Annotated in this window: 21 protein-coding genes; 5 read left to right on the forward strand and 16 right to left on the reverse strand. The window is 66.0% G+C overall.

Annotated features, from left to right (window positions below):
- Positions 1 to 208 precede the first annotated feature (208 nt).
- The 8 genes from E4634_RS15290 to E4634_RS15325 form a co-directional block, all read right to left on the reverse strand.
- Positions 209 to 955, reverse strand: a complete 747-nt coding sequence (locus E4634_RS15290; RefSeq protein WP_135445460.1) for an amidohydrolase — start codon at positions 953 to 955, stop codon at positions 209 to 211.
- Positions 943 to 2,094 (reverse strand): methionine aminotransferase, encoded by a 1,152-nt coding sequence (locus E4634_RS15295; RefSeq protein ID WP_346763345.1) that lies wholly within the window; start codon positions 2,092 to 2,094, stop codon positions 943 to 945. The genes E4634_RS15290 and E4634_RS15295 overlap by 13 nt, the downstream gene beginning before the upstream one ends.
- Complete coding sequence (locus E4634_RS15300) at positions 2,091 to 2,567, reverse strand: Lrp/AsnC family transcriptional regulator (protein WP_240725208.1); 477 nt, start codon at positions 2,565 to 2,567, stop codon at positions 2,091 to 2,093. Before E4634_RS15300 ends, E4634_RS15295 begins: the two co-directional genes overlap by 4 nt.
- Before the next feature lie 102 nt (positions 2,568 to 2,669).
- On the reverse strand, positions 2,670 to 3,725 hold the full coding sequence (locus E4634_RS15305; protein WP_167854934.1) for an isopenicillin N synthase family dioxygenase: 1,056 nt from the start codon (positions 3,723 to 3,725) through the stop codon (positions 2,670 to 2,672).
- Positions 3,726 to 3,743: 18 nt separating this feature from the next.
- Complete coding sequence (locus tag E4634_RS15310; protein ID WP_135445466.1) at positions 3,744 to 4,526, reverse strand: ABC transporter permease; 783 nt, start codon at positions 4,524 to 4,526, stop codon at positions 3,744 to 3,746.
- Positions 4,519 to 5,313 carry an ABC transporter ATP-binding protein gene (locus tag E4634_RS15315; RefSeq protein WP_135445468.1) on the reverse strand — a complete coding sequence of 265 codons (795 nt, stop codon included), beginning with the start codon at positions 5,311 to 5,313 and terminating at the stop codon, positions 4,519 to 4,521. The genes E4634_RS15310 and E4634_RS15315 overlap by 8 nt, the downstream gene beginning before the upstream one ends.
- Entirely contained in the window at positions 5,306 to 6,340 is a 1,035-nt protein-coding gene (locus E4634_RS15320; RefSeq protein WP_167854935.1) for an ABC transporter substrate-binding protein, read from the reverse strand. The genes E4634_RS15315 and E4634_RS15320 overlap by 8 nt, the downstream gene beginning before the upstream one ends.
- Positions 6,341 to 6,347: 7 nt before the next feature.
- A complete protein-coding gene (locus E4634_RS15325; RefSeq protein WP_135445472.1) occupies positions 6,348 to 7,883 on the reverse strand; it encodes an amidohydrolase family protein in 1,536 nt (511 codons plus the stop codon).
- A gap of 157 nt (positions 7,884 to 8,040) precedes the next feature.
- Here E4634_RS15325 and E4634_RS15330 point away from each other — a divergent pair, with 157 nt between their 5' ends.
- The 3 genes from E4634_RS15330 (at position 8,041) to E4634_RS15340 (ending at position 13,795) form a co-directional block, all read left to right on the forward strand.
- On the forward strand, positions 8,041 to 9,033 hold the full coding sequence (locus E4634_RS15330) for an MBL fold metallo-hydrolase (protein WP_167854936.1): 993 nt from the start codon (positions 8,041 to 8,043) through the stop codon (positions 9,031 to 9,033).
- A 156-nt stretch (positions 9,034 to 9,189) separates the two neighbouring features.
- On the forward strand, positions 9,190 to 12,690 hold the full coding sequence (locus tag E4634_RS15335) for an indolepyruvate ferredoxin oxidoreductase family protein (protein WP_135445475.1): 3,501 nt from the start codon (positions 9,190 to 9,192) through the stop codon (positions 12,688 to 12,690).
- A gap of 34 nt (positions 12,691 to 12,724) precedes the next feature.
- Positions 12,725 to 13,795, forward strand: coding sequence for a Glu/Leu/Phe/Val family dehydrogenase (locus E4634_RS15340; protein WP_135445477.1), 1,071 nt, complete (start codon positions 12,725 to 12,727; stop codon positions 13,793 to 13,795).
- Here the strand turns inward: E4634_RS15340 and E4634_RS15345 are convergent.
- The 4 genes from E4634_RS15345 to E4634_RS15360 all read right to left on the reverse strand — a co-directional run bounded on the left by E4634_RS15345 (position 13,792) and on the right by E4634_RS15360 (position 19,916).
- On the reverse strand, positions 13,792 to 14,571 hold the full coding sequence (locus tag E4634_RS15345) for a queuosine precursor transporter (RefSeq protein WP_434783508.1): 780 nt from the start codon (positions 14,569 to 14,571) through the stop codon (positions 13,792 to 13,794). The two genes, E4634_RS15340 and E4634_RS15345, sit on opposite strands and share 4 nt — an antisense overlap.
- A 1-nt stretch (position 14,572) precedes the next feature.
- Positions 14,573 to 15,274, reverse strand: coding sequence for an SDR family NAD(P)-dependent oxidoreductase (locus tag E4634_RS15350; protein ID WP_135445479.1), 702 nt, complete (start codon positions 15,272 to 15,274; stop codon positions 14,573 to 14,575).
- 78 nt (positions 15,275 to 15,352) lie between these two features.
- Positions 15,353 to 18,886 (reverse strand): transporter substrate-binding domain-containing protein, encoded by a 3,534-nt coding sequence (locus tag E4634_RS15355; RefSeq protein WP_135445481.1) that lies wholly within the window; start codon positions 18,884 to 18,886, stop codon positions 15,353 to 15,355.
- Complete coding sequence (locus E4634_RS15360) at positions 18,864 to 19,916, reverse strand: response regulator (RefSeq protein ID WP_135445482.1); 1,053 nt, start codon at positions 19,914 to 19,916, stop codon at positions 18,864 to 18,866. The genes E4634_RS15355 and E4634_RS15360 overlap by 23 nt, the downstream gene beginning before the upstream one ends.
- A 307-nt stretch (positions 19,917 to 20,223) precedes the next feature.
- Between E4634_RS15360 and E4634_RS15365 the strand changes: the two genes are divergently transcribed.
- Together E4634_RS15365 and aqpZ are read left to right on the forward strand one after the other, a co-directional pair.
- Positions 20,224 to 20,703, forward strand: a complete 480-nt coding sequence (locus E4634_RS15365) for a 6-pyruvoyl trahydropterin synthase family protein (protein ID WP_135445484.1) — start codon at positions 20,224 to 20,226, stop codon at positions 20,701 to 20,703.
- 108 nt (positions 20,704 to 20,811) lie between these two features.
- Positions 20,812 to 21,501: an aquaporin Z gene (gene aqpZ, locus E4634_RS15370; RefSeq protein ID WP_240725209.1), complete on the forward strand. Its 690-nt coding sequence runs from the start codon at positions 20,812 to 20,814 to the stop codon at positions 21,499 to 21,501.
- A gap of 1 nt (position 21,502) precedes the next feature.
- Here aqpZ and prlC read toward each other — a convergent pair whose 3' ends face one another.
- From prlC to cysK, 4 genes are read right to left on the reverse strand one after another with little or no spacing between them, the layout of a single operon-like run.
- The gene (gene prlC / locus E4634_RS15375; RefSeq protein WP_135445488.1) at positions 21,503 to 23,533 is read right to left on the reverse strand and encodes an oligopeptidase A; all 2,031 of its coding nucleotides are present in this window, start codon (positions 23,531 to 23,533) and stop codon (positions 21,503 to 21,505) included.
- A 49-nt stretch (positions 23,534 to 23,582) separates the two neighbouring features.
- Positions 23,583 to 24,116, reverse strand: a complete 534-nt coding sequence (gene thpR / locus E4634_RS15380) for an RNA 2',3'-cyclic phosphodiesterase (RefSeq protein ID WP_135445489.1) — start codon at positions 24,114 to 24,116, stop codon at positions 23,583 to 23,585.
- 17 nt (positions 24,117 to 24,133) lie between these two features.
- Positions 24,134 to 25,456, reverse strand: a complete 1,323-nt coding sequence (locus tag E4634_RS15385; RefSeq protein ID WP_135445491.1) for a DEAD/DEAH box helicase — start codon at positions 25,454 to 25,456, stop codon at positions 24,134 to 24,136.
- 6 nt (positions 25,457 to 25,462) lie between these two features.
- Positions 25,463 to 26,443: a cysteine synthase A gene (gene cysK, locus E4634_RS15390; RefSeq protein ID WP_135445493.1), complete on the reverse strand. Its 981-nt coding sequence runs from the start codon at positions 26,441 to 26,443 to the stop codon at positions 25,463 to 25,465.
- Positions 26,444 to 26,697: the final 254 nt, after the last annotated feature.

The raw sequence follows: 26,697 nt of genomic DNA on the forward strand, positions 1-26,697 counted from the left end.
GCCGCCGCTGTCACCGGTGAAATACCAGGCGGCGAGAATGGCCACCGCCATGGCGGCGAGAATAAACGGCAGCTTGGGAATGCCGCCGCGCGGCGGTGCATCGGTGTAGCGATCGTCTGAATCTGCCTGCATGCTAGCTCCTGGCTGGCTGTCCATGTGTGTTGTGTGACTTGTGGCGCGCCGTCAGGTTCAACCGTGGTGCCGCGGTTCAGGGCAACAGCTGGAAGTCGTCGGCGTCCATGTGCGCCGGAAAGGCTTCCCGGTATTTGTGCAGCGCGTCCGCGGACAGTGTAACAGAGGCGGTCGCGGTGCCGTCCGCGGCGATGGCCAGGCTGTCGCCGCTGTAGTCCAGGCCCCTGGCATCGCTGCCGATGCGGTTCACGCCGACCACGCAGGCCTGGTTCTCGATGGCGCGCGCGATCAACAGCTGGCGCCAGTGCAGGCGCCGGCTGTCCGGCCAGTTGGCGACATATAGGGCCAGATCGTAGTCGCCGCGATAGCGGCTGAACACCGGGAAGCGCAGGTCGTAGCAGACCTGCAGCAGGATGCGCCAGCCGCGCCAGTCGACGATCACGCGCTCGTTTCCCGCCAGGTAGCGCTTGTGCTCCCCGGCCATGCGGAACAGGTGGCGCTTGTCGTAAAAGCGCATGCCCTCGGGTGTGGCAAACAGCATCCGGTTGAAAGCACCGCCATCGCCGCGCACAGCAATGCTGCCGGTAATTGCGCAATCGTACTGTTGCGCCAGTGCCAGCATCCACTGCTCGGTGGCGCCGCCCGGGTCCTCGGCGTTGTCCAGCGCGTTCATGGAAAAGCCGGTGGTGAACATCTCCGGCAGCACCACGACGTCAGTGTCTGGTGCCGCAGCGGCCAGCGCCCCGGCGATCTGTTCGCGGTTGTCGGCGGGGTTCTCCCAGGCCAGTTCAGTCTGCAGCAGGGTGACGGTCAGATCTTGCATAACAGCTCCGCGGCCCGCAGCAGCGTGGCGTCGCTCTTGGCAAAGCAAAAGCGCAGCAGGCGCAGCTCCGGGGCCTGTTGGTAGAACACAGAAACGGGTATCGAGGCGACGCCGTGCTCGCGGGTCCAGCGCTCACACAGTTCGCTGTCGGGCCGCTGGTCGATGGCGCCGTAATCCAGCAGCTGGAAATAGGTGCCCGCGCTGGGCACCAGGGTGAAACGCGACGCGGCCAGCGCGTCGTTGAACAGGTCGCGCTTGCGCTGGTAGAAGGCCGCCAGCGTGGCGGGGTAGTCCGGTTCGGCGGCGAGGAATTCCGCAATCGCCTGCTGCACCGGGGTGACCGCGACGAAGGCGACGAACTGGTGCACCTTGCGCAGCTCGGCGGTGAGCGCCGGCGGCGCCACGCAGTAGCCGGTCTTCCAGCCGGTCACGCTGAAGGTCTTGCCGAAGGAAAAATGCGCGAAGGCACGCTCGCGCAGTGCCGGCCACTGCAGCACGCTGTGGTGCTCGCGCGCGTCATAGACCAGGTGTTCGTACACCTCGTCGCTGCACACCAGCAGGTCGTGGCGCTCGGCGAGGGTCGCCAGCTGCTCGAGGTCCTCGCGGTACAGCGCGCTGCCGGTGGGGTTGTGCGGCGAGTTGATCATCAGCATGCGCGTGCGCGGCGTGATGGCGTCCTCCACGCGCTGCCAGTCGACGCGAAAGTCCGGCAGGGTGAGCGGGACGTGCACCGCGCGCCCACCGGCCAGTTCGATGGCGGGCTCGTAGCTGTCATAGCACGGGTCGAGCACGATGACCTCGTCGCCCGGCCGCACGCAGGCCATGACCGCGCAGAAGATGCCCTCGGTCGCACCGGGTACCACGGTGATTTCCGCATCCGGTTCGACTCTGACACCGCGGTGGTGCTGTAACTGGGCCGCCAATTGCTCGCGCAGCGCCGGGAGTCCTGTCATCGGCGCATACTGGTTGTGCCCCTCGCGCACCGCGCGCGCCAGCGCATCCAGCAGGGCCTGCGGCGGGTCGAAATCCGGGTAGCCCTGGGAGAGGTTGATCGCACCGGTGTCCGCGGCCAGTGCCGACATGCGTGTAAAGATGGTGGTGCCGACCCGCGGCAGCTTGCTCGCCAGGGTCGGGCTCACAATTGCGTATCCAGGGGCAACTCGGTGCTGTTCTTGATCTCTGTCACCGCCATGTGCGAGTGCAGTTCGCGGATTGCCGGGCTGGCGGTGAGGGTATTGCGCACGAAGTTCTCGTAGTGGCGGATGTCGCGGGTGACGATTTTCAGCATGTAGTCCCAGATGCCGGTCATGGTGTAGCACTCCATGACCTCCGGGTGGCCCACGATCTCCTGCTCGAAGGCCAGCAGGTTCTGGCGCCCGGTGGAGGTCAGGTTGATGGTGGCAAACACCACCACTTCCATGCCCAGGGCGTGGCGGTCGAGCAGTGCCACGCGGCGGCGGATGACGCCGGATTCCTCCAGGCGGTTGATGCGCCGCCAGCAGGGCGATTGGGAAATATTGATGCGCTCGGCGATGGCGTTGGTGCTGAGGGTGGCATCGCGCTGCAGCAGTTCCAGGATGTCGATGTCCTGGCGGGTGATTTTCTCGGCCAATTTATGCCCCTTCCTTGCCATTCCTCGGATAAGTTATGCATTCATAGCGGGATTTTCCGGGCATGGCAACCGTGGGTCGGGATGCGGTGCGAAACCGGGCGGCTAGTCCCCGGGCGTTGGTCGCTTGTAGCTCTCCCAGACCCGGTTGAAGTTTGCCAGCAGGTATTCGCCCATGCGCTCCGGCGCGTACTTCGCCGGCTGCGTCGACGTGGCGCAGCCGGGCAGGCAGGCGATGCGTGTGTCGAATGACGGGTTGTAGAACAGGGGGATGGAGTAGCGATCACGCTCGCCGGTATTGCGCACCCGGTGTTGCATGGAGGTGTAGCGGTCGTTGGTCCAGATACCCATGAGGTCGCCGATGTTGACCACGTAGGCGCCGGGCACATGCGGCGCCTGTATCCATTCACCGCCGCGAGTGAGCAGTTCCAGCCCACCGGTTTCGTCCTGTAGCAGAAGAGTGAGAACGCCGTAGTCGCTGTGCGGGGCGATGCCGAAATCGTCCTGTGCATCGACCGGGTCGGGAGAGGGTGGATAGTGCAGCAGGCGCATCGAAGCCAGCGGCTTGTCGCGGTAGAGCGCCTGGAAGTAGCTGTCCGGCAGGTCGAGACTGGAGGCCATCGCCCGCAGCAGGTGAAAGCCGAAGCGGCAGCCGGCGTCGTAGCAGGCCTCTACCGCGTCGCGGAAGCCGGCGAGTTCCGGCCAGACATTGCTCGCGTGCAAGGGCTTGCCGGCCAGCACGTCCGGGTCCTGCACCGGGAGGTCCAGTGCCATCTCGAAACTGTGGTGCAGGTTGGCGGCATAGCCCGGCACGGTGGTGTCGCCCATGGGCATGTAGCCGCGGTGCCGGTCGTTGAGCTTGATGCGCAGGCGCTCTTCCAGCGGCAGCGCAAAGAACGTCCGCGCCGCGCTGAACGCATTGTCGACGATCAAGGGCGCGACGCTGTGGCCGGTGGCGTAGAAAAAACCGATGCGCTGGCAGGCTTCGGCGATGGCCCGTCCAGTGCGCGCCAGCCCCTCGGTGTTACCCGGCGTATAGATCGGGCTGACGTCGATGAGCGGAATCTCCCCGGGCAGCGGTGAGCGCGACACCGCGCGCGCGGCGCGGCTGTTGCGCTGGCCGGACTTCAACTCGATGATGTTGATACGCGAATCGTCCATCGTCATCTCCCGGCGGGGTCACCCGGCCGCGTTTGGCTGGCCTGTCGACCATGGAAACAGCAGCGCCTGCAGCAGGCCGATGCCGTGGAATGCCGCGATGGAGATCAGCGACAGCAGCAGCATCGCGGCGTAGGCCAGCGGTGTATTGAAAAAGGCCATGGCAGAAGTCATCAGGTAGCCCAGACCGCGGTCGGCGGCGACGAACTCCGCCACCACCACCCCGATCACCGACAGCGTCGCCGACATCTTCAGCCCGGAAAAAATAAACGGTACCGCATGGGGCAGGCGAATGTAGAGCAGGCGCTGCAGCGCCGAGGCGCGCAGCGAACGCGCCAGGCGCAACAGCTCCGGCGGCGTGTGCAGCAGGCCGGTCGCGGTGGCGATGACCAGCGGAAAGAACGCCACCAGGAAGGTGATGACCACGCGCGGGGCCTCGCTGGTGCCCATGGCGACAATCAGGATTGGCGCCAGGGCCACCTTGGGGATCGACTGTATCAGCACCAGCAACGGGTAGATCGCCGCGGCCAGCCAGCGTGAGGCTGTGACCAGCACCGCCAGCGGCAGCGCCACGCAGATGGACAGGCCGAACCCGGCGGCGAAGGTGCGCAGGGTGTACAGGCTGTTGTCCCACAGCGGGCCGGCGGAGTCGAGCAGTGCCGCGCCGATGGCGCTGGGCGGCGGCAACAGGAAACTGTCGACCTCGAACCAGCGCACGCCCGCCTCCCACAACACGAGCAGTGCAAGCAGCGAGGCAAGCGGCGCCAGCGCAGCGGCCAGTCGCTGGCCGACCGCCTCAGTCATATGCAACCTCCACGCGCGGTTGACCCGCGGCGTGCGCTGTCGAGCCCCCGCGCTCGAATATCAACTCGCGTAAGGCACCGGCGACAGCTCGCGGCTGCGCCTGGGCCAGGTCGCGGGGCCGTGGCAGGTCGACGTCGATGATCTCGCGGATACGTCCGGGGTCGGGCGCCATCACCACCACGCGGTCCGCCAGCAGCACCGCTTCCTCGATGGAGTGGGTGACCATGAGTACCGTCTGCGGCTGCCGCTCGCGCAGGCGCAGCAGTTCCTCGCCCATCAGTTCCCGGGTGAGGGCGTCCAGCGCGCCGAAGGGTTCGTCCATCAACAGTACCGAGGGTTGCGACACCAGCGCCCGGCACAGGGCCACGCGCTGCTGCATGCCGCCGGACAACTGCTGTGGCCGCGCCCGGGCGCGATCCGCGATTCCGCACAGTTCGAGCAACTGCAGCGCGCGGTCGCGGCCCGCGGCGAGGTCCGCCCCGGCGATGCGCAGCGGGAACAGCACGTTGTCCAGTACCGGGAGCCAGGGCAGCAGGGTCGGCGCCTGGAACATCAGGCTCACCGCGTCCGGTGGACCGCAAACGGCCTTCCCGTCGATGCTGACGCTGCCGGCACAGGGCGCATCCAGGCCGGCGATCACGTTCAACAGGGTGGACTTGCCGCAGCCGGAACGGCCGACCACGGCGACGAAACTGTGCCGGGGAATTTCGAGATCGACACCGGTGAAGGTGTGTTCTTCGTCGGCCTGTCCGGGATAGCGATGGGCGACGCCGCGCAGTTCAATCACCGGCGCTCTCCAGGTCGCGCACCAGTGAGTCGTCGACAAACGCCTCCAGTGGTGCGCTGCCCTGCAGGGCCTGGGATTTCACCACCGCATCGTAGGTTGCCTGCACCCGCGCGGGGGCGAACTGGCCGAGGCCGGCCGCCTCGGTGACCGGGTTGAACATGTAGGGCAGGGCGGCCCGCAGGCTCAGCAACGCATCCTCGGGGTCGACCTCCGGGTAGGCAGCGTGGTGCAGCGCCACGGTTTCTTCCGGGTTTTCCAGGGCGAAACGCCGGGCGCGCAGGGTCGCCTGCAGGAAGCGGCGCAGCAGGTCGGGTTTGTTGGCGATGACCTCGTCCGGCGCGGCGATGCACTGGCCGTAGATGTCCAGGCCGTAGTCCGCGTAGCGGATGGCGCGCACCGACTTGCCGAAGCGCTGCGCCTGGCGGTCGAGGAAGGGTTCGTTGGTGACCAGGAACGCCGCCGCATCGACCTTGCCGCGCAGCAGTAGTCCGGCCATGGCCGTGTTGTCCACGTTCACCCGCTGGATGCGCGTGGCGTCGAAGCCCTGTTGCGCCGCGAGCATCGGCAGGTACAGGAACATGGCGTTGCCGGGCTGGGTGGCAATCGTTTTGCCGACCAGGTCCTGCAGGGTCTCGATACCCGAACTCTTGAGCACCAGGAATCCGCCCGGGCTGACGGTCTGGTTGCTGGCGATGCACTTGACCGGGGTTTGCTGCTGCAGGCGGCCGCTGATCACCGCCGCGATGTCCACCTCGCCGGCGTCGAACAGGCCCGCGGCGAGCTTGGTGGTGGCGTCGATGGAGCCGAAGCCACGCTTTACCCGCAGGTCGATGCCGACATCGCGGTAGTAGCCCAGGGCGATGCCCGCGGTGTAGTAGGCATAGTCGCCAACCGGCAGCCAGGGCAGGGTGAAATTGAAAACGTCGTCGCGCGCGTTGGCGCCGGCCATCGCCAGGCAGCCGAGCAGCAAGGCAATGCAGCGGGTGCGCCGTGTCGCTGGAAACTGTCGGCGCGCGGCGCGAGGCACGTCCGGATTATTCCCGCGGCCGCGCGTAGCCGGGGTACTCCAACTCGGGCACGAAGGTGCCGGAATCATACCCCGGCACCGCATCGAAGGCCTTGGGCGTGGTGAAGCCGTCGCGGCGTGCCTGTTCCAGTCGCGCGCGCACCGCGGCCAGGCGCTCGGTGACTTCGCGTGTGACCTCGGGGTAGTCAGAGAGCAGAAACTCGCCGCGCTGCACGGTGAGCTCGCCGCCGACGTAGACGCTCTCGAGGTTGGCCACGCTACAGGCCAGCACCACGTGTTCCACCGGGTGGATGGGCGGGCTGGTTTCCATCGCGCGCGGGTCGATGACCACGAAATCGGCGTACTTACCCGGTTCCAGGCTGCCCACCTGGTCCTCGATGCCGAACACCCGCGCGGTGCCGATAGTGTGCATGCGCAGCACGTCCAGCGGCATCATCGCCTGCGCATCCTGGTATTTCATGCGGATGGCATACATGCCCATACGCATGTTCTCGAAGGGGTCGGAGATGTCGGCGCTGGCCTGGCCGTCGATGCCCATGCCCACGGGGATGTCGTACTCGAGGTATTTCGGGATGTCCGCGAGGCCGGAGGCGAGGCGCCCGTTGGACAGCGGGTTCCAGATCATGCCGGTGCCGCTGGCGCCGGTTTTTTCCAGGATTTCGTCCGTGGTATTGATGAAGTGGGCGAAGTTGAAACCCTCGCCGAGCACGCCGAACTCCTCGTACATGGGGTACAGCGAGCGCTGGATGGCGACGTAGGCGGGGTCCGGCTCTTCCAGGTAGTGCACCTGCATGGGCAGCTCGAATTCCCGCGCCAGGGTGAACTCCATGGCCGCGTCGTGGCGCCCATTGAGCAGGCCGATGCCGCTCATCCACACCGCCGGTACCTTCGGGTTCGAGGTATCCATATGCTCGTCGCGAATGGTCTGCAGGTATTGCTGCAGCATGGCGCGATTGGTGGCGAGGTCCTTGCTGGAATCGATGCCGTAGCCAAAGATGATACGCGCCCCGGAATCGAGCGAGCCGCGGTACAGGCCCAGGTAGTCGTCCAGCGACCAATCCTTGTTCAGCGTCCAGTCGAAGATAGTGGTAATGCCGTGGCCGAGGTAGTCCATGGCGCCGTGGCGCGAGTACCAGTACAGGTCGCTGGGGTCGTAGAACGGGCCGTAGGTGCCGTGGTAGGTGGCGATCCAGCCCTTGAGCGTGTAGTGCGCGCCGATGCCGCGGAAGGGGCTCTGGTAGAGGTGGCTGTGGCCGGAGAGAAAGCCGGGGGTGATGATCCTGCCGCTGGCGTCGACCACCTGTTCGGCGCTGGCCAGCAGTTCCGGCGACGGCGCCCCGCTGGCGACCTCCACCAGGCGGCCATCGCTGTCGACACTGAGATAGCCGGTCTCCAGGTACTCGCCGCTGCCGTCGACCGGGATCACGGTCGCACCATAAACGAGCAGCTTGATGGGTTTTTCGCCCGCTGCCTGTGCCTGCAACGGGGGCAGGCTCAGCAACAGGAGGGTGAGAATGACTCGAAAGAGCTTTTGAATACGCATGCCCTGATTTCAGCAATTATTATGCCATTTGGTCAGGTTTTGGGTTTCGCGGAACTCCCGGCATAGCCCGCGGTTGCATTGACCAAAGCCTGCTGGCATGGGGGTTGCTTTGAGTTCCTGATCGACCAGACAGGAATTCAAGGGGGTGAGTATGGGTATGAATCGGGGCAGGCAGGGCAAGTGGGATGCCACAGTGTGCGCGCTGGTGCTGGCACTGACGCCGCTGTCACCGGGCGTGGCCGGCGAGCAGGCCGGCGGCGCGGACAGGAGCGGCCCCTGGAAGGTGGCGGGGGGATTTTCCTTCGATTGGCCCAGCGTCGAAATAGACGTGCACCCACTGTCCGACACCCTCTACTTCATGCACGGTTCGGGCGGCAACATGCTGCTGTCCGCCGGCGCGGACGGCCTGCTGCTGGTGGACAACGAGTTTCCCGAGATTCACGGGAAGATCCTGAATGCTATCGAGGGCGTGCAACCCGGGCCGGTGGAGTTCGTGCTCAACACCCACTTTCACGGCGACCACACCGGCAGCAACAGCCTGCTCGCACAGGACGGCGCGCTGATTCTCGCCCAGGACAACTCGCGCCAGCGCATGACCCGCGCGCAGACCAACCTGTTCTTTGGCAGCACCACGCCACCCGCGCCGGCGCAGGCCCTGCCTGTCGTCACCTTTCCCGAGAGCATGAACCTGTACTTCAACGGCGAGCGCATCGAGTTTTTCTATGTCTCGCCGGCCCACACCGATGGCGACGCGGTCGCCTGGTTCACTGGCAGCAACGTCGTGCACATGGGCGACATCTATATCAACGGCCTCTACCCGATCATCGACCTCGCCGGCGGTGGCAGCATCGACGGCTACTTTCCTGCCCTCGACGCGGTGCTGGCGCGCATCGACGACGCGACCCGGGTGGTGCCGGGTCACGGCCCGGTGGGCGACAAGCGCGCCCTGCAGGCCTACCGCGACATGCTCTGGGACATCCGCAACCGGGTGCAGGCGATGATCGACGCGGGGCGGGACATCGATGCCATCCTCGCCGCCAATCCCTCGCGCGACTACGATGAACTGTGGGCGAGTGACCGCGTCGGCCCCGACGACGTGGTGTTGATGATCTACTACAGCCTGACGGGCAGCTACGGCCAGCCGGAGTAGTAAAACAGGCGTTGCATCAATACCGGATAAAAGTTGTCGGTTATTTTTCCATTGCGACTAAATTATGCAGGATTGCTCGATATCGGGGGTAATCCGACATAACAATTTCGGTCCCGCGCCCGCACACTATTGACCACCTGAAACCGGGAGCCAGCCATGGGTAAGGACCAATCGGTACACCTGCGCGACGTGTCGCTGGACGACAAGTACGCCCTGGATACCACGCATGCCTACATGACCGGCATCGAGGCGCTGGTGCGCCTGCCGATGCTGCAGCACCAGCGCGACCGCCAGCGCGGCCAGAACACGGCGGGCTTTATCTCCGGTTACCGCGGTTCACCCCTGGGCGGTGTCGACCAGGCCCTGTGGAGCGCGCGCGCCTGGCTGGACCAGCACAATATTGTGTTCAAGCCCGGCGTCAACGAAGACCTCGCCGCCACCGCCGTGTGGGGCAGTCAGCAGACCAATTTGTTCGCCGGCGCCAAGTACGACGGCGTGTTCTCCATGTGGTACGGCAAGGGCCCGGGCGTCGACCGTTCCATGGACGTGATCAAGCACGCCAACGCCTTCGGCACCAGCAAGTTCGGCGGCGTGCTGGCGGTGGCCGGCGACGACCACGCCTGCAAGTCCTCCACCCTGCCGCACCAGTCCGAGCACATGTTCATCGGCGCCTCTGTGCCGGTGCTGGCGCCGGCCAACGTGCAGGAAGTGCTGGACCTCGGCGTGTACGGCTGGGAGCTGTCGCGCTACAGCGGCTGCTGGGTGGCACTCAAGGCGATCACCGAGAATATGGATTCGGCGATCTCCGCCGACATCGACCCCGGCCGCATCCAGATCCACATCCCCGAGGAATTCCAGCTGCCGCCGGACGGCGTGCACGCGCGCTGGCCGGACAAGCCGCTGGAGCAGGAACTGCGGCTGAACAAGTACAAGATCTACGCGGCGCGCGAGTTCGCCCGGGTCAACGGCATCAACCGCATCGTCATCGACAGCCCCAACCCGCGCTTCGGCATCATCACCTCCGGCAAGGCATACCTCGACGTGCTGCAGGCGCTGGACGACATGGGTATCGACCAGGCTGCGGCCGCGGAAATCGGCCTGCGCGTGTACAAGGTGGGCATGCCGTGGCCGCTGGAGCCGCGCACCACCCACGACTTCGCGGAAGGGCTGGAAGAGATCCTAGTGGTCGAGGAAAAGCGCTCGATCATCGAGGACCAGCTCACCGGCCAGCTGTACAACTCCCCGGTCGGCTCGCGCCCGCGTGTGTTCGGCGAGTTCGACGAGAACGGCCGCGACCTGCTGCCCAACCTTGGAGAGTTGACCCCGGCGATGGTGGCGCTGGCCATCCACAGCCGCATCAAGCGCTTCTTCCATTCCGAGTTGATGGAGCAGCGCATCGCCTGGATCAACGAGAAGGAAGCATCGCTGGCGAAGCCGCGCGAGATTATCGAGCGCGTGCCGCACTTCTGTTCCGGCTGTCCGCACAACACCTCGACCAAGGTGCCCGAGGGCAGCCGCGCCGGCGGCGGCATCGGCTGCCACTACATGGCCACCTGGATGCCGGATCGCGAGACGCACACGTTCACGCAGATGGGCGGCGAGGGCGCGACCTGGATCGGCCAGGCCCCGTTCACTGACACCCCGCACATGTTCCAGAACCTCGGCGACGGCACCTACTTCCACAGCGGGCTGCTGGCGATTCGCGCCGCGGTGTCCGCGGGGGTGAACATTACCTACAAGATTCTCTACAACGACGCCGTCGCCATGACCGGCGGCCAGCCGATCGACGGCACGCTCTCAGTGGGTGACGTGGTGCGCCAGGTGAGCGCCGAGGGCGTGCACCGCATCGCCCTGGTCAGCGACGCCCCGGATGCCTGGCGCGGCGATTTCGCCGGTATCCCGGGTTACTCGCTGCACCACCGCAGCGAGATGGACGCGCTGCAGAAGGAGTTGCGCGAGTACAAGGGCACCTCGGTAATCGTCTATGTGCAGACCTGCGCCGCGGAGAAACGCCGTCGGCGCAAGAAGGGCGCGATGGCTGACCCGGCCAAGCGCCTGTTCATCAACGACGCGGTGTGCGAGGGCTGTGGCGACTGCAGCATCAAGTCCAACTGTCTCTCGGTGCTGCCGCTGGAGACCGAACTGGGCCGCAAGCGGGTGATCGACCAGAGCTCCTGCAACAAGGACTACAGCTGCGCCAACGGTTTCTGCCCGAGCTTCGTCACCGTGCTCGGCGGCGAACTGCGCAAGCCCGCCGGCGCCGGTGATACTTCCGACATGTTCGACCCGCTGCCGCAGCCGGAACTACCCGGCCTGGACCGCCCCTGGAACACGGTGGTCACCGGTGTCGGCGGTACTGGCGTGCTGACCATCGCCGCGCTGGTGGCGATGGCCGCGCACATCGAGGGCAAGGGCTGCGCGACCATGAACCAGACCGGCCTGGCGCAGAAGTTCGGCGCCGTGGTCAGCCACGTGCGCGTGAGCCAGCACCAGGACGACATCAAGGCGGTGCGTATTCCCGCCGGTGAGGCGGACCTGCTGCTGGGCTGCGACCTGGTGGTGACCTCCGCCTACGAGGCGATGGGCAAGGTCTCCCACGGTCGCACCCACGCGGTGGTCAACGAGGCGGAAGTGCCGACCTCGTCGTTCATCCTCAACCCCGACGCGAAATTCCCCGGCGCCTCCATGCGCGCCAAGATCAGCGACGAGGTGGGCGAGGCGGCCACGCACTTTATCGACGCCACGCGCATCGCCACCCAGTTGATGGGCGACTCCATCGCCGCCAACCTGTTCCTGCTCGGCTTCGCCTGGCAGCGCGGCACGGTGCCGGTGAGCGCCGAGGCGCTGGACAAGGCGATCGAGCTCAACGGCGTCGCCGTGGCCTTCAACAAGCGCGCGTTCCTGTGGGGCCGCCGCTGTGCGCACCAGCCGGAGAAAGTGCTGGCGCTGGTGGAAGAGCTTGCACCCTCGCCCAAGCCACGCCTGCAGGACCTGGACGCGGTACTCGCCGACCGCGTACAGCGCCTGACCGACTACCAGGACGCCGCCTACGCCCAGCGCTACAGCGGTGTCATCGCGCGCGTGCGCGCCGCGGACCCGCGTGCAGCCGAGGCGGACTCGATCAGCCTCGCCGCCGCGCGCAACCTGTTCAAGCTGATGGCCTACAAGGACGAGTACGAAGTGGCGCGCCTGTACAGCGATCCGGCCTTCCTCAAGAAGCTGCACAAGCAGTTCGCCGGCGACGTGGAGCTGCGCTTCAACCTGGCGCCGCCGCTGCTGAGCAAGCGCGACCCCGCCAGCGGCCAGTTGATCAAGCGCGAATTCGGGCCGTGGATGCTCGGCGCCTTCGGCTGGCTGGCGAAGTTCAAGCGCCTGCGCGGTACGCGCCTGGATATCTTCGGTTACACGGAAGAGCGCCGCCAGGAGCGCCGCGACATCGAGGACTATGTCGCGCTGCTGGATACGATCGTGCAGGAGCTGAATGCGGACAACTACGCGCCGGCACGGGAGCTGGCCGGACTGGCGGCACAGCTGCGCGGCTTCGGCCACGTCAAGGATCGCAACCGCGAACAGCTCGCGGTGCGCCGCGACCGACTGCTGGCGCAATTGCGCGGCGAGATGGCGGCGAGTGCGGTAACTATCGTTGACGCCGCCTGAGCGTCAATCACAGGGAATCCATCGAGGATCTACGATGAGCGTGTTTTCGGCACCGGCCTACGACCGGCACGAACTGGTTTCGTTTTCCAATGACAACGGCAGTGGCCTGCGCGCCATTATCGCCGTGCACGACAGTACCCTGGGCCCCGGTGTGGGCGGCTGTCGCATGTTCCCCTACGCCAGCGAGGACGCGGCCCTGCACGACGTGCTGCGCCTGTCCCGCGGCATGACCTACAAGTCGGCGATGGCCGGCCTGCCCCTGGGCGGTGGCAAGTCGGTGATCATCGGCGACCCGCGCAGCGACAAGTCGCGCGACCTGCTGCTGGCCATGGGCGAGTTCATCGACGCCCAGGGCGGGCGCTATGTCGCGGCGGAAGACTCCGGCACTGGCGTCGCCGATATGCGCGTGATGGCCGAGCGCACCCGCTGGGTCAGCGGCCTGGAAGACAACCGCTACGGTGGTGACCCTTCGCCGAGCACCGCCTGGGGCGTATTCCTGGCCATGCGTACCGCGGTGCACTACCGCTTCGGCGAAGCGGACCTGAAGGGCCGCAGCGTCGCGCTGCAGGGCCTGGGTCACGTCGGCTACTACCTGGCGAAGTACCTGCGCGAGGCCGGCGCCGAGGTGTATGGCGCCGACGTCAACGTCGACAACCTGCGCCGCGCGGTTGAGGAACTCGGTGTGATCGCGGTCGACCCGGCGAAAGTATTGGAGCTGGCGGTCGACGTGGTGGCCCCCTGCGCGATGGGCGCGGTTCTCGACGAGCGCAGCATCGACGCGCTGCAGGCGGGCATCGTTTGCGGTGCCGCCAACAACCAGCTGGCCAGCGCGGTGGACGCGGCGCACCTGCGCGACCGCGGTATTCTCTACTGCCCGGATTTTCTGGTGAACGCCGGCGGCATTATCGACGTGCACCACCAGCGCCTGGGTTCACCGGCCGAGGAGCGCAGCCAGCATATTGCGCGTATCGAGGACAACCTCGAGCGCGTTCTGCAGCGCGCCCGCACGCACGGGCTGTCCACGCACGATGTGGCCGAGGCCATGGTCGAGGAATACCTGGAGGAGGTGCGCCGTGCCAATCTGGTCCTGGCGGCGGCGGGCTAGCCTGCGCTCTTCTGGCTGGCCGCCGCGTACTCCCCTGGCGCCAGCCGGAGGTAGCGGCGCAGGGCGTATACACAGCCATAGAAGGGGCCCGTGTCGAGCAGTGCGACGCTCGCCTTGAACAGGTAGTTCGAGGCGACCAGCGCGGCCATCGTGGCCAGCGCCATCTCCCCGCGCAGGAAGGCGGCGCCGAAGGTGACGGTGATCACCGTCAGCGAATCCACCATCTGGCTGATCAGCGTGCTGAAGTTGTTGCGGATCCACAGGTGCTTGCCTTTCGTGACCCGCTTCCAGAAGTGAAACAGCTGCACGTCGCAATACTGGGCCGCGACGTACGCCAGCATGGAGGCGAAGACCGCGCCGGAGGTAGTGGCGTAGATCAGCTGGTACAGGCCCACACTGTTCTCAACCATTTCCCCATTGGGCATGTGCACCGGCGCCGCCAACTGCAGGATCTGCCAGGGAGGCATGCTTTCCGAGGGTACTGAGGGCAGGCTGTTGCCGAGCAGCAGCACGCCGAGGATAAGGAAGTTCAGGCCCAGCCCCACCGTGACCAGGAAGTTGGCCCTGGCGCGACCGTAGAGTTCGCAGATCAGGTCGGTGCACAAAAAGGTGAGCGGGTAGGGCAGGGTGCCCACCGCCAGCGCCATCGGTCCGAGTTGCACGAAGCGCGTGATGCCGATGACGTTGAGCAGGGTCATGGCGCACAGGAAGGTGCCGGCGAGCACCAGGAAGACGCGCTCGCGGCGCTCCTGCAGGGCCGGCTCCACCGCGTTCAACTCAGGCCTCCCGCTGGCCGAGGTTGGCGTGCAGCACGGCGCCGTTGATCACCGGGTGCAGGTGCGCCCAGTGGATCAGCTCGGCGATCTCGCGCGGTTCGATCAGGCGGTTGAAGCTGTTCATGCCGGCGATCGCGGCCTCTACCGCCGGGTCGGTGCCGATGTGGGTGCGCAGCATCTCGGTGTCGGTGAAGCCCGGGCAGACCAGGGCGGTGTGAATGCCGCTGCCCATCAGGTCCTGGCAGGTGGCGCGCATCATGCCGGCCTGGGCGTGCTTGCTGATCACATAGGTAAAGGAACCCGGCACCGCCTTCTCCGAGAGGGTGGAACCCACGTAGAGCACGCTGGAACCCGCGCCCATCAGCGGCAGCAGGCCCTGGTTGAGCGAGTTGATCGCCACGATATTGGTTTCCAGCACCGCGCGCAGGTCATCGCTCGCGCAGGCGTTGGCGGCGTCCTTGCGCATCTGGCTGGCGTTATGCACCAGGGCGACCCGCGGCGCACCGGCCAGGGCGGGAGCCAGGGTCGCGACACAGTCTGCCACCGACGCCGGCGAGGCGAGGTCGCAGTGCAGGTTTTCCACGGCCGCCAGGGGACAGGCGCGACGCGAGAGATTGAAAACGCGGTAGCCGCTGTCGACAAACAGCGCAGCGGTCTCGGCGCCGATGCCCACGCTGGCACCGGTGATAATGGCGATGGTCATGATCTGTAACTCCCCGGAAGCGCACCAGCCTCACCGATTTGCCGCGGTGCGTCAAGCTTGCGGCGGGCGGCGCTGTGCTCAGGTTACGGTGCTTTGCTGCAGGTCGCGCAGTTGTTCGCACAGCGCGGCGAAGCGCGGCAGGGTATTGTCCAGGCCGGCAATATCGAAGACCTCGACCAGTTCGTGCAACTCGCGCGCGTAGTCGCGCACCGGCGCAAAGTCTTCGTGGCGCTGCGCGAGTGCATGGAGCCTGTCGGTGAAGGCTTCAATCTTGCGCAGGTTGTTGCTGGCCATCGCCTGCTGCCAGGCCGGCTGCAAATTCTCCAGCTCCTCGACGATTGCCGGCAGGTGTTCAAGCTCGCGGTCGCTGAGGGCGATCGGCGCGTCCTCGGACGCGTCGACAATTTCGCTGTGCGGCAGGTAGGCCGCCAGCGCGCGCAGCAGTTCGCGGCGACGCACCGGCTTGCGCACGTAGTCGTCGAAGTTGCGCGCGCGAATTCTCTCCAGTTCCTCTTTCATCACCGAGGCGGTGAGGGCGATGATGGGCACATCGCTCAACTGCTTGATCGCCGCCGCGGCCTCGTAGCCGTCCATGCCTGGCATGCGCAGGTCCATCAGCACGAGATCGATGTGTTCGTTTGCGCACAGTGTCACCGCAGCGCGGCCGTCGCCCGCCTCGAGGATGCTGATCCCGGTGTCGGCGAAAATCTCGCGCACCAGCAGGCGGTTGTTGCTGATATCGTCCACCACCAGCACCACCGCGGGCTCGAAGCGGATGTCGGGTTCGCCCGGCCCATCGGCGCGCTCCGCCCCCTGGGCCAGCGTGGCGACGTCGACGCCCTGCAGGCGGACGGAGAAGGTGGCGCCTTTACCCGGCTCGCTGTGCACGTCCAGGGTGCCGCCCATCATGCTCACCAGCTTGCTGGAGATCGACAGGCCGAGACCGGTGCCGCCGTGGTGGGTCAGTTCCTGGCCGGCGGCCTGCTGGAACGACTCGAAGATGACCGCCTGGTCGGTGTCGGCGATGCCGATACCGCTGTCCTCCACCTCGATACACAGGTCGAGCTTGCTGCCGATCGCATCGCAGTTCTCGCTCAACGCACGCAGGCGCACGTGGCCGCTGTCGGTGAACTTGATGGCGTTGCCGAGCAGGTTGACCAGTACCTGGCGCAACCGCGTGACATCCAGCAACAGGCTCTCGGGAATTGCCGGGTCGATCTCCAGCAGCAGTTCCAGGCCCTTGTTGCTTGCGCTCAGGGCGAAAATCTGGCGCAACTCCTCGAACAAGACATGCGGGTTGGTGGCGCTGGTATTGAGCTGCATGGCGCCAGCCTCGATCTTGGACAGGTCGAGAATATCGTTGATTAGCAACAGCAGGTCCTGGCTGGCGGACTGGATGGTTTTCAACCAGGACTTCTGCTTGCGGTCCGTCACCTGCTCCTCGAGCAGTTCGGTAAAGCCGAGGATGGCATTCATCGGCGTGCGGATCTCGTGGCTCATGTTGGCGAGGAACTGCGACTTGCTGCGGTTGGCGACCTCGGCGCGGTCGCGGGCCTCTTTCAGTTCCTCCTCCATGGCCAGGCGGTCGGTCATGTCGACGGCGATGCACAGCAGCGCCGGCCGCTTGTTGAAGCGCACCGGCATGATGGAAATCATCATCGAGCGGATGCCGCCGTCCAGGCGCTGGAAACGCGTGATGCGCTGCTTGACCGCGCCTTTCTCGGCAATCTCCTGCAGGACGTCCTGGCGATCGCGCTCCTCGACGAAGAAATCGCGCATGTTGTAATTCGGGATATCCTCTTCCGCTATCCCGTAGTCGGACAACACCTGCGGGTTGGCGACCAGCACGTCGCCGCGCTGGTTGACCACCAGGACCTGCAGCGGGATGTTGTCGATCAGGGCCCTGGACTGCGCCTCTGCTTCTTTGCGCAGCGCCACCTCGCGGGCGAGGGTGCGGTTCCAGTACAGGATCAGGCCGGCCAGCACCAGGAACACTGCCGCCGCCCAGGCCACCGGGCGGTAGTCGAGCTTGGGCGTGAACTTGTAGTGGCCCCAGTCGTCGAGGATGCGCTGCTTTTCCGTCGCGGAGATATCGGCGATGGCGCGGTTGAACATCGAGACCAGCGGCCGGAACTCCTGGCGGATGCCAAAGGCGAGCTGGGTGTCGAACTCGGTACGGCCGGCGATGCGGATATTCTGGATGCCCAGGTTGGAGATGTGGTAGCTGGCCTGGGCCAGGGTGGCGACCAGCGCGTCGATCTCGCCTGTGGACACCGCGGTCAGTCCCGCCTGGATGCTGGGAACCTCGAGGAACGGGATGTCCGGGTAGGCGCGCTGGATGGTGTCCACATACCCGTATTCGGCGATCATGGCGATGCGCCGGTCGCTGATTGCGGCGAGGTTCTCCACGTAGTTTTCGCCATCGCGCATGACCATCACGATCGGGCTGGTCAGGTAGGTCTGGGTGAACAGCAGTTGCGAACGCAGGGTGGAGTCGCTGGTTTCCGAGAGCACGTCGATCTCACCGCGCCGCACCAGGTCGACTGATTCGGACCAGGTGTCGGTCTGGATACGCTCGAAGCGAACGCCCAGCTTGCGCTCGATGAGCTTGAGGTATTCGGCGACGATGCCGACGTAGCCGCCGTTCTCGTCGAAGGCCTCGTAGGGCAGCCAGTTGGGGTCGCCGGTGAAGCGGATATACGGGTGCTCCTCCAGCCAGGCCTTCTCCCGTGCGGTGAGGGTCATGGTCTCGTGGCTGTCCTGGCTCGCCTTGCCGGTCAGCCAGCGCCGGTAGATGGCCTGGCGCTCGTCGATGGTGATCGCCTCCAGCCCCTTCTGCACGATGGCGCCGAGCAGCGGCTTGTCGCGCGGCGTGGCGAAGTGCAGGGTCTTGGTGTCCGCGCGCCGGCTGGAGTGGAACGGGCGGATGCTCTGTATGCCGTCGCGGGTCAGCCAGTAGTCGATGGCGGCGAAGGTGTCGTAGAGCACTTCGGCGCGTCCCTCCACCACTGCGTCGATGGCGTCGCCCAGGGTTTCGACCTCGATGATTTCCATCTGCGGGAACTGCTCGCGGACGAAGCCGATATTGGCGTAGCCGTGGGGGATCGCGACGCGCTTGTCGGCGATATCCATCATGCTGGTCGCTTCCACGTCGTCGCGCACGAAGAAGTAATCCAGGGTGCGGAAGTACGCCGGGGAGAACTGCATGTAGGCGTCGCGCTCATCGGTCTGGTACACCGCCGGGAGCAGGTCGATCTCACCGCGCCGGAATCCCGCCAGGATCTCGCGCCAGGGCATCTCCTGCGGCGTCTGCTCGAACTGCAGGCCGGTCTTTTCACTGATCAGGCGCAGGTAGTCCCAGGAGATGCCCTGGGGGCGTCCGCTCTCGTCGAGGAAATCGAAGGGCGCCCAGTCGGGTTCGGCGGCGACCCGCACGCTGCCGTGTTCGGCGATCCAGGCTTTCTCCGCGTCGGTCAGGCTGGCCGCGATGCGCGCTTCGAATACGCCGGTGTCCGCGGCGGCGGGAGGGGTCCCGGCAACAAGGAGGCAGCAGCCGAGCAGTAGCGCGAAGAGGCCGGGCAGCAGCCGCTCAGGAGAGCTCGAGAATGGCAAGGAACTGGCCCAGGTTATCGAACAGCAGGTCCACCAGTTCCGGATCGAACTGGCGGCCGCGCTGCCCCCGGATGTAGTCCAGGGCCTCGTCGACTTCCCAGGCGTCCTTGTAACAGCGGCGGTGGGTCAGGGCGTCGAAGACGTCGGCGAGGGCGACGATCCTGCCGTAGATATGGATCTGGCTGGCCTTGAGGCCGCGCGGGTAGCCGCTGCCATCCCACTTTTCGTGGTGCTCGTGGGCGATGATCGCCGCCGCCTTGAACAGCTTGCGCTTGGAACTGGACAGCAGCGTGTAGGCGTTGCTGGTGTGCCGCTTCATGATCTCGAATTCGTCCGCGGTGAGGCGCCCGGGCTTGTGCAGGATATCGTGGGGGATAGTCATCTTGCCGATATCGTGCATGGGCGAGGCGTGCATCAGTGCGTTGGCGTCACTCTCGTCCAGGGTGGGGTGCAAGTGGGCGAACAGGGCGGAAATCTCCGAGACGCGGCGGATGTGCTTGCCGGTTTCGTCGGAGGTGGCCTCCATCAGTTCCGTGAGGACCCAGATCAGTTCCTTCTGCGTGTCTTCCAGTTCCGACAACAACCGGTTTTGCGAGAACACCAGTTTGTTCTCGAGCAGAATCTGTTTCTGCTGCAGGATCTTGCGCGCGTTGTACAACTGCACATGGGTGCGCACCCGGGCGAGCAGTTCAGCACCGTGGAACGGCTTGGTGACATAGTCGACGCCGCCGAGGTCGAAGCCGCGGGTGATTGCCTCGACTTCCGCACGCGCGGTGAGAAAGATGATGGGCACCTCGTGCCAGGGCGTCTTGTTCTTGATCTGCCGGCAGACTTCGAAGCCGTCCATGCCCGGCATCATCACATCGAGCAGGATCAGGTCGAACTCGTCGCCACTCTCTTCGAGCATGGCCAGCGCCCGCGGACCGTCGTTGGCGTAGGAGAACTGGTAGCCGTCCTCGCGCAACAGGTTCATGGCGATCTGGATGTTGTCGGCGACGTCGTCGACGATGAGAATGTGCGAATTTGACATCACTGCGGTGTTTCCTTGTCCCCGGGGCAGCGCTGCGCGCGATCACCTGTCCGGTACTACTGGCACTCGCCGAAACCCTGTCGGGGTATCAGGTATTTATACAGGTGAGTATATACGATATGCCTCGAGCAACGGTTTTTACCCATCGCGCTGTTCGACCCCGGTGCACGTGTAGCGCGTCCTGTTTGTTGTTGGCTTTATCTGCTTACAGTAGATCCTGCGCCGGACGGGATCAAGCGCTGGCAGGCGCCTTGCACTTGCCCGCGCCGCGCGCAACAATGCCAGCCTCTTAGGTTTCGGGGGGCCCATGACCGAGTTAACCAGCCTGCACATCGACAAGCAGAGCCACAAGTTCTCTGCGGCGCACTACACGATTTTTTCCGCCACCGAGCGGGAGCGGCTGCACGGTCACAACTATGCCGTGTCCGCGCGCTTCGTCGCGCCCATGGGCGACAACGGCTTCGCCGCGGACTACAACGTGTACAAGCGGCGCATCGCGCAGTTGTGCGACGAACTCGACGAGTACACCCTGCTGGCCGGCGAGTCACCCTTCCAGCATATCGAGGAGGACGGCGTCTACTACCGCGTTCATTTCGACCGCGACCAGATGCTGTTCCTGCGCAGTGATACCCGTGTCCTGCCGATCCGCAACGCCACCGTGGAGGAGTTCTCGCGCTACCTGCTCGCGCGCCTGCTGGAACTCTCCGCTGCCGACGGGTTGCGCGAGGTGGAAGTCTCCGTGGCCTCCGGCCCCAGCCAGCGGGCCAGCGCAATCTGGCGCAGTTGACACCGCTGTTCCGCGCGCCGTATGGCGCGCCCGCGTATCCCCGACTATCCTGATTAACGCCCGGAATGCCGGCGCTTCCCAGGGACTACAGGGTATGCAGCGATGAGCATGAGCAGGAAACTCGGTGCCGAGTTTATCGGCACGTTCTGGTTGGTTTTGGGCGGTTGCGGCAGTGCGGTACTCGCGGCGGCTTTTCCCGAGGTCGGTATCGGCCTGCTGGGGGTGGCACTGGCCTTCGGCCTCACTGTCCTCACCATGGCGTTTGCCATCGGCCACATCTCCGGCTGCCACCTCAATCCGGCGGTCTCCGTGGGCCTGCTGGTCGGCGGGCGCTTCCCGGCGGCGGAGCTGGCTCCCTACGTTGTAGCCCAGGTGCTGGGGGGGATTGCCGGCGCCGCGGTACTTTACGTCATCGCCAGCGGCCAGCCCGGCTTCGAGACCGCGGGTTTTGCCTCCAACGGTTTTGGCGCGCACTCGCCGGGGGGCTACAGCCTGCTCGCGGCGCTGGTCTGCGAAGTGGTGATGACCTTCATGTTCCTGTTGATCATCCTCGGCGCCACCGACCAGCGCGCTCCCGCGGCGCTGGCGCCGGTGGCAATCGGCCTGGGCCTCACCCTGGTGCACCTGATCAGCATTCCGGTGACCAACACCTCGGTCAACCCGGCGCGCAGCACCGGGGTGGCGCTGTTCGAGGGCGGCTGGGCGATCTCCCAGCTGTGGCTGTTCTGGGTGGCGCCGATCGTCGGCGCCGCGCTCGCTGGGGTGTGCTATCGCTGGCTTGGCGCCAGCGACGACTAGTTCAGGCGGCGATACCCGAGTGCCGTAACAGGGGCTCGATCTTGGGTTCGCGGCCGCGGAAGGCGACGAAGGTCTCCATCGGCTCGCGCGAGCCGCCCACCGCCAGCACCTCGCGATGGAAGTCCGCGCCGGTCTGCGGGTTGAAAATTCCCTCTTCCTCGAAGCGCGCGAAGGCGTCCGCGGAGAGCACCTCGGCCCACTTGTAGCTGTAGTAGCCCGCCGCGTAGCCGCCGGCGAAGATGTGCGAGAAGCTGTGCTGGAAGCGGTTGAAGGGCGGAACCGGCACCACCGACACATTGCTGCGCACCTCGTCGAGCAGCGCCTGTACCGCATCAATCTCCCCACCGGACCAGCGCATGTGCAACAGCATGTCGAACAATGCGAATTCCAGCTGGCGCGCCATCTGCATGGCGGACTGGAAATTGCGCGCCGCCAGCATGCGCTGCAGCAGGTCCTCGGGCAGGGGTTCGCCGGTTTCGTGGTGACCGGAGAGAAAGGCCAGCGCCTCGCCCTCCCAGCACCAGTTCTCGAGGAACTGGCTGGGCAGTTCCACCGCGTCCCAGGCCACGCCGTTGATGCCGGAGACCGCGGCGACGGTCTGCTCGGTGAGCATGTGGTGCAGGCCGTGGCCGAACTCGTGGAACAGGGTGGTGAGTTCGTTGTGGGTGAGCAGGGCGGGCTGTTCGCCCACCGGCGGGGTGAAGTTGCACACCATGTAGGCGACCGGCAGTTGCACCCCGCTGGCGGCGACGCGCCGCACCCGGCAGTCGTCCATCCAGGCCCCGCCACGCTTGTGGGCGCGGGCGTAGAGGTCCAGGTAAAAGCGCGCGATCACCTGGCCGTCGCGCAGCACGTTGTAGAGTTTCGCATCCTCGTGGTAGGTGTCGAAGTCGGTCACTTCCTCGACCTCGACGCCGTACAGGCGATGCACTACCTCGAACAGGCCGGGCAGCACGCGGTTCACCGGCAGGTAGGGGCGCACGTCCTCCTGCGACACGCTGTAGCGCTGCTGGCGCAGTTTCTCGCTGTAGTAGGCGATGTCGCAGGCCTGCAGTTCCTCCACGCCGTATTCGCTGCGGGCGAAGTCCGCCAGTTCGGCGAACTCCGTGCGCGCCTGGGCGCGTGATTTTTCCGCCAGTTCCTCGAGGAAGCCCACCACGTGCTCCGGGCTGTCAGCCATCTTGGTCGCCAGCGAGAGCTGCGCGTAATTGTCGAAGCCGAGTAGTTGTGCCAGCTCGCGGCGCAGGTCCAGGGTCTCGACGATAGTGGCGGAGTTATCCCACTGCCCGGCGTGGGGGCCGAGCTCCGAGGCGCGCGTGCAGTTGGCCTCGTAGACCTCGCGGCGCAGCTCCGCGTTGTCGGCGTAGGTCAGCACCGGGTAGTAGGATGGGAACTCCAGGTTGATCAGGTAGCCCTCGACGCCGGCCTGTTGCGCCGCCTGTTGTGCCACCGCCAGGGCGCTGGCGGGCAGGCCGGCGAGTTCTTCCGCGCTGGCCTGCCGCGACCAGGCGTTGGTGGCGTCGAGCACGTTCTCGCCGAATTTGCTGCCCAGCTCCGACAGGCGTTTGCGCAGCGCGCCGTAGCGCGCCTTCTGTGCCGGGGGCAGGGCCACGCCGGCCAGGCGGAAATCGCGCAGGGCGTGATCCAGCGCCTTGAGTTGCGCGGCGTCGAGGGTGTCGGCCTCGTTCTCGCGAATGTAGGTGTAGGCGCGAAACAGGCCCTCGTGCTGGCCCATCCAGGTGCCGTACTCCGAGAGCAGTGGCAGGCAGGCATTGTAGGCCGAGCGCAATTCGTCGGCGTTGCGCACGCTGTTCATGTGCGAGACCGGCGAGAACGCCTTGGACAGTTCGTCGTCGAGCTGCTCCAGAGGCGCGACCAGCGCGGCCCAGGTGTGATTGGCCGGGTCGCCCAGCAGTTCCTCGATCTGCGCTTTATTGCGTTCGATAAGCGAGCGGATCGCCGGTTCGATGTGGTCCACCTCGATGGCGGAAAAGGGGGGCAGTTCGTGTTGCTCGAGCAGGGGGTTGGTCATCGCGCGTACCTCGGGGTCAGCTGAAGATTTTAACCCAGTCGCGCGCAATTCACAGCGGGTCGCCAAGGCTCCAGCCGGCGACCGGCGCATAGCGCACACCGTGGCGCCCCTGGCGTGACTCCATGAGCAGGAACTCGCGGTAGGGCAGCGCGAACTGTGGCAATTCGGTGGGGGCAGGGGGTGGCGTGGTGCAGTGCCGGAACAGGGTGACGTGGGGCTGGAAGCGGTCGCGACGGCGCTCGCTGCCGTGCCGGGCGCCGAGGCCGCCCAGCTTGTGGGCGAGGCCGCCAAGGGTATCCGGCCAGGTCTGCGGCCCCAGCCAGAAAATGCCCGGGCGCGGCCAGTAACCGACCTGGTCGAGCTGCAGCTGGCCGGCGGCAGCGGGGCGTGCGGCGATCTGCGCATCGACCTCGCGGCACAGTGTGTCCAGCGCCGCCTCGGCCAGCTCGCCGATAAAGGCGAGGGTGATATGGAAATTCGCGGCGGGAACCTCGCGGCCCGCAAGGGGGAGGGCGCGGGCACGCCAGTCGGCGATGCCCAGGGCGAGGTCCGCGGGGACCTCCAGGGCGAAGAACAGGCGCAAGTGTCAGTTGCCGCGCGCTATTTGTCGCGCGGCGGGCGGGTCAGCGGGGCGAAGCCGTCGCTGGAAACGCCGGTGGGTGTGCGCCGCTTGCCCTTGTTCTTGCGCTCGCGCGCGCGCAGCTTGGCCTTGGTGGCAGCCTTGGTGGTTTTTTTCTTTTTACTGCCGGCGGCCTTGCCGGAGGACTTGAGTCGTTTCGGACCCTGGTAGCGCGCCTTCAGGCCGTCGATGGCGACCGCCTCGAATTCCAGTCCGAGGTAGCGCTGGATACTGATCATCAGGTTCCAGTCGCGTGGGGCGACCAGCGAGACCGCCAGGCCCTCCGCGCCCGCGCGCCCGGTGCGCCCGACGCGGTGCAGGTAGTCATCGCCGCTGCGCGGCAGGTCGTAGTTCACCACCAGCTCGATGCCCGGTACGTCTAGGCCGCGGGCGGCCAGGTCGGAGGCGCATAGCACCTGGATCTGCCCGTTGTGGAAGCGATGCATCACCGCCTTGCGCTCCTCGGTGCTCATCTCGCCGTGCAGGCAGTCGCTGCGCAGCCCGGCCTCTGCAAGGGTTGCGCCCAGGCGCTGGGCCGTGGTGCGCTGGTTGGCGAACACCAGTGCCCGCCCGGCGGTTTCGCGCTCGCACAGGGCCTTGAGCAGGGCGTCCTTGTGCTCCGGTGAGTCCGCCAGGATGCGCTGGTGGCGGATGCCGCTACCGGCGGTGCGCGGCGGGTCGATGGCCACGCTGACGGCGTCGTGCAACAGGGTGTCGGCGACGCTGCCCAGGCCGGCATGGTTCAAGGTGGCGGAGAGCAGGATGACCTGGCGCTGCGCCGGGCAGAACGCGGCGACCTTGAGCACCTCTTCGCGAAAGCCCATGTCGAGCATGCGGTCGGCCTCGTCCAGCACCAGGGTGCGCACCGCAGCGAGGTCGGCGCTACCCTTTTCGCAGTGCTCCAGCAGCCGCCCGGGGGTCGCGACGATGATCTCGGGGTTCTTGCGCAGCAGGGATTTCTGGTATTTGAAATCGGCGCCGCCGGTGATGCCCTGGGCACTCAGGCTGGTCTTGGCGATCAGTTCGCGGCAGCTGCGCAGCACCTGGCGCGCCAGTTCACGGGTGGGTACCAGCACCACCGCCGCGGCGCCGGCATCGCGCGCCGGCGGCGCGGCGAGTATCCGCTGCAGGGTCGGCAACAGGTAGGCCAGGGTCTTGCCGGAGCCGGTCTGGGCGCTGACTCGCAGGTCGGCGCCCGCCAGGGCGGCGGGTATAACCTGCGCCTGCACCGGGGTCGGCGCTTCCAGTTCCAGCGCATCCAGGCCCAGGCGCAGGCCGCGGTCGAGGTCCAGTTCGTCGAGCACGGAGCGTCAGCTGACCGTGGTCTGGTCGGTCTCGTTCTCCGAGAAGAACCCGGCGAACAGCGGCGATGTGAGGTAGCGCTCACCGGAGTCGGGCAGGATGACCACGATCATCTTGTCCGCGTTTTCCGGGCGGGCGCCGATGCGGCAGGCCACAGTCATGGCGGCGCCGCAGGAGATCCCGGCGAGAATACCTTCCTCTTCCATCAGCTTGTGCGCCATCTCCATGGCCTCTTCGCTGGAGACCCGCTCCACCACGTCGACCATGTCCAGGTCGAGGTTCTTCGGCAGGATGCCGGCGCCGATCCCCTGGATTTTGTGCGGCCCGTGGGTGGGTTCCTCGCCGGCCTTGGCGGCGGTGATCACGGTGGTGCTGTCCGGCTCGACGGCCACCGTGGTGATGGCCTTGCCGCAGGTGTTCTTGATGTAGCGCGAGATGCCGGTCAGGGTGCCGCCGGTGCCCACGCCGCAGACCAGGATATCGACGCCGCCGTCGGTGTCGTCCCAGATTTCCGGGCCTGTGGTGGCCTCGTGCACCGCCGGGTTGGCGGGGTTCTCGAACTGCTGGGGGCCCCAGTATTTTTGCGGGTCGGAGGCGATGATTTCCTCGGCCCTGGCGATCGCTGCGGGAATGCCCTTGGCGCCGTCGGTCAGTACGACCTCGGCGCCCAGCGCCTTCATTAACATGCGCCGTTCCAGGCTCATGGTGTTGGGCATGGTGAGGATGCAGCCGTAGCCCTTGGCGGAGGCGACAAAGGCCAGGGCGATGCCGGTGTTGCCGCTGGTTGGTTCGACGATAGTCATGCCAGGCTTCAGGCTGCCGTCTTTCTCCGCCGCCTCGACCATGCTGGCACCGATGCGGCACTTGACCGAGAAGGCAGGATTGCGGCTTTCGAGCTTCGCATAGACGTTGCCGCCGGCCAGATGGTTGATCCTGACCAGGGGTGTGCCGCCGATGGTCAGTGCGTTGTTATCGTAGATTTTGCCCATGCGGAACTCCCTGTTTGCACCCGGTATTGGAAAGCTGACAAGCCTAGCCCCTGCCTCTGGCCATGTCCATGCGTGCGCGGGTTGAAAAAAATATCGTTTTTGCGGTTTACGTCGGGAACTTCATGCAGCGGCCCCAGTCAGACTTTTCCGTAACGGCGTGGGTCCTCGGACCCCTGGAGATGCAGCGCCGCTACCTCTGGAGTATCCAGGTTACATCTCTGTGAGACTCACTGGTGTTTAGTGTGGATTTCGGC

Origin of the sequence: Mangrovimicrobium sediminis, assembly GCF_004745945.1 — a bacterium.
Taxonomy (GTDB): domain Bacteria; phylum Pseudomonadota; class Gammaproteobacteria; order Pseudomonadales; family Halieaceae; genus Mangrovimicrobium; species Mangrovimicrobium sediminis.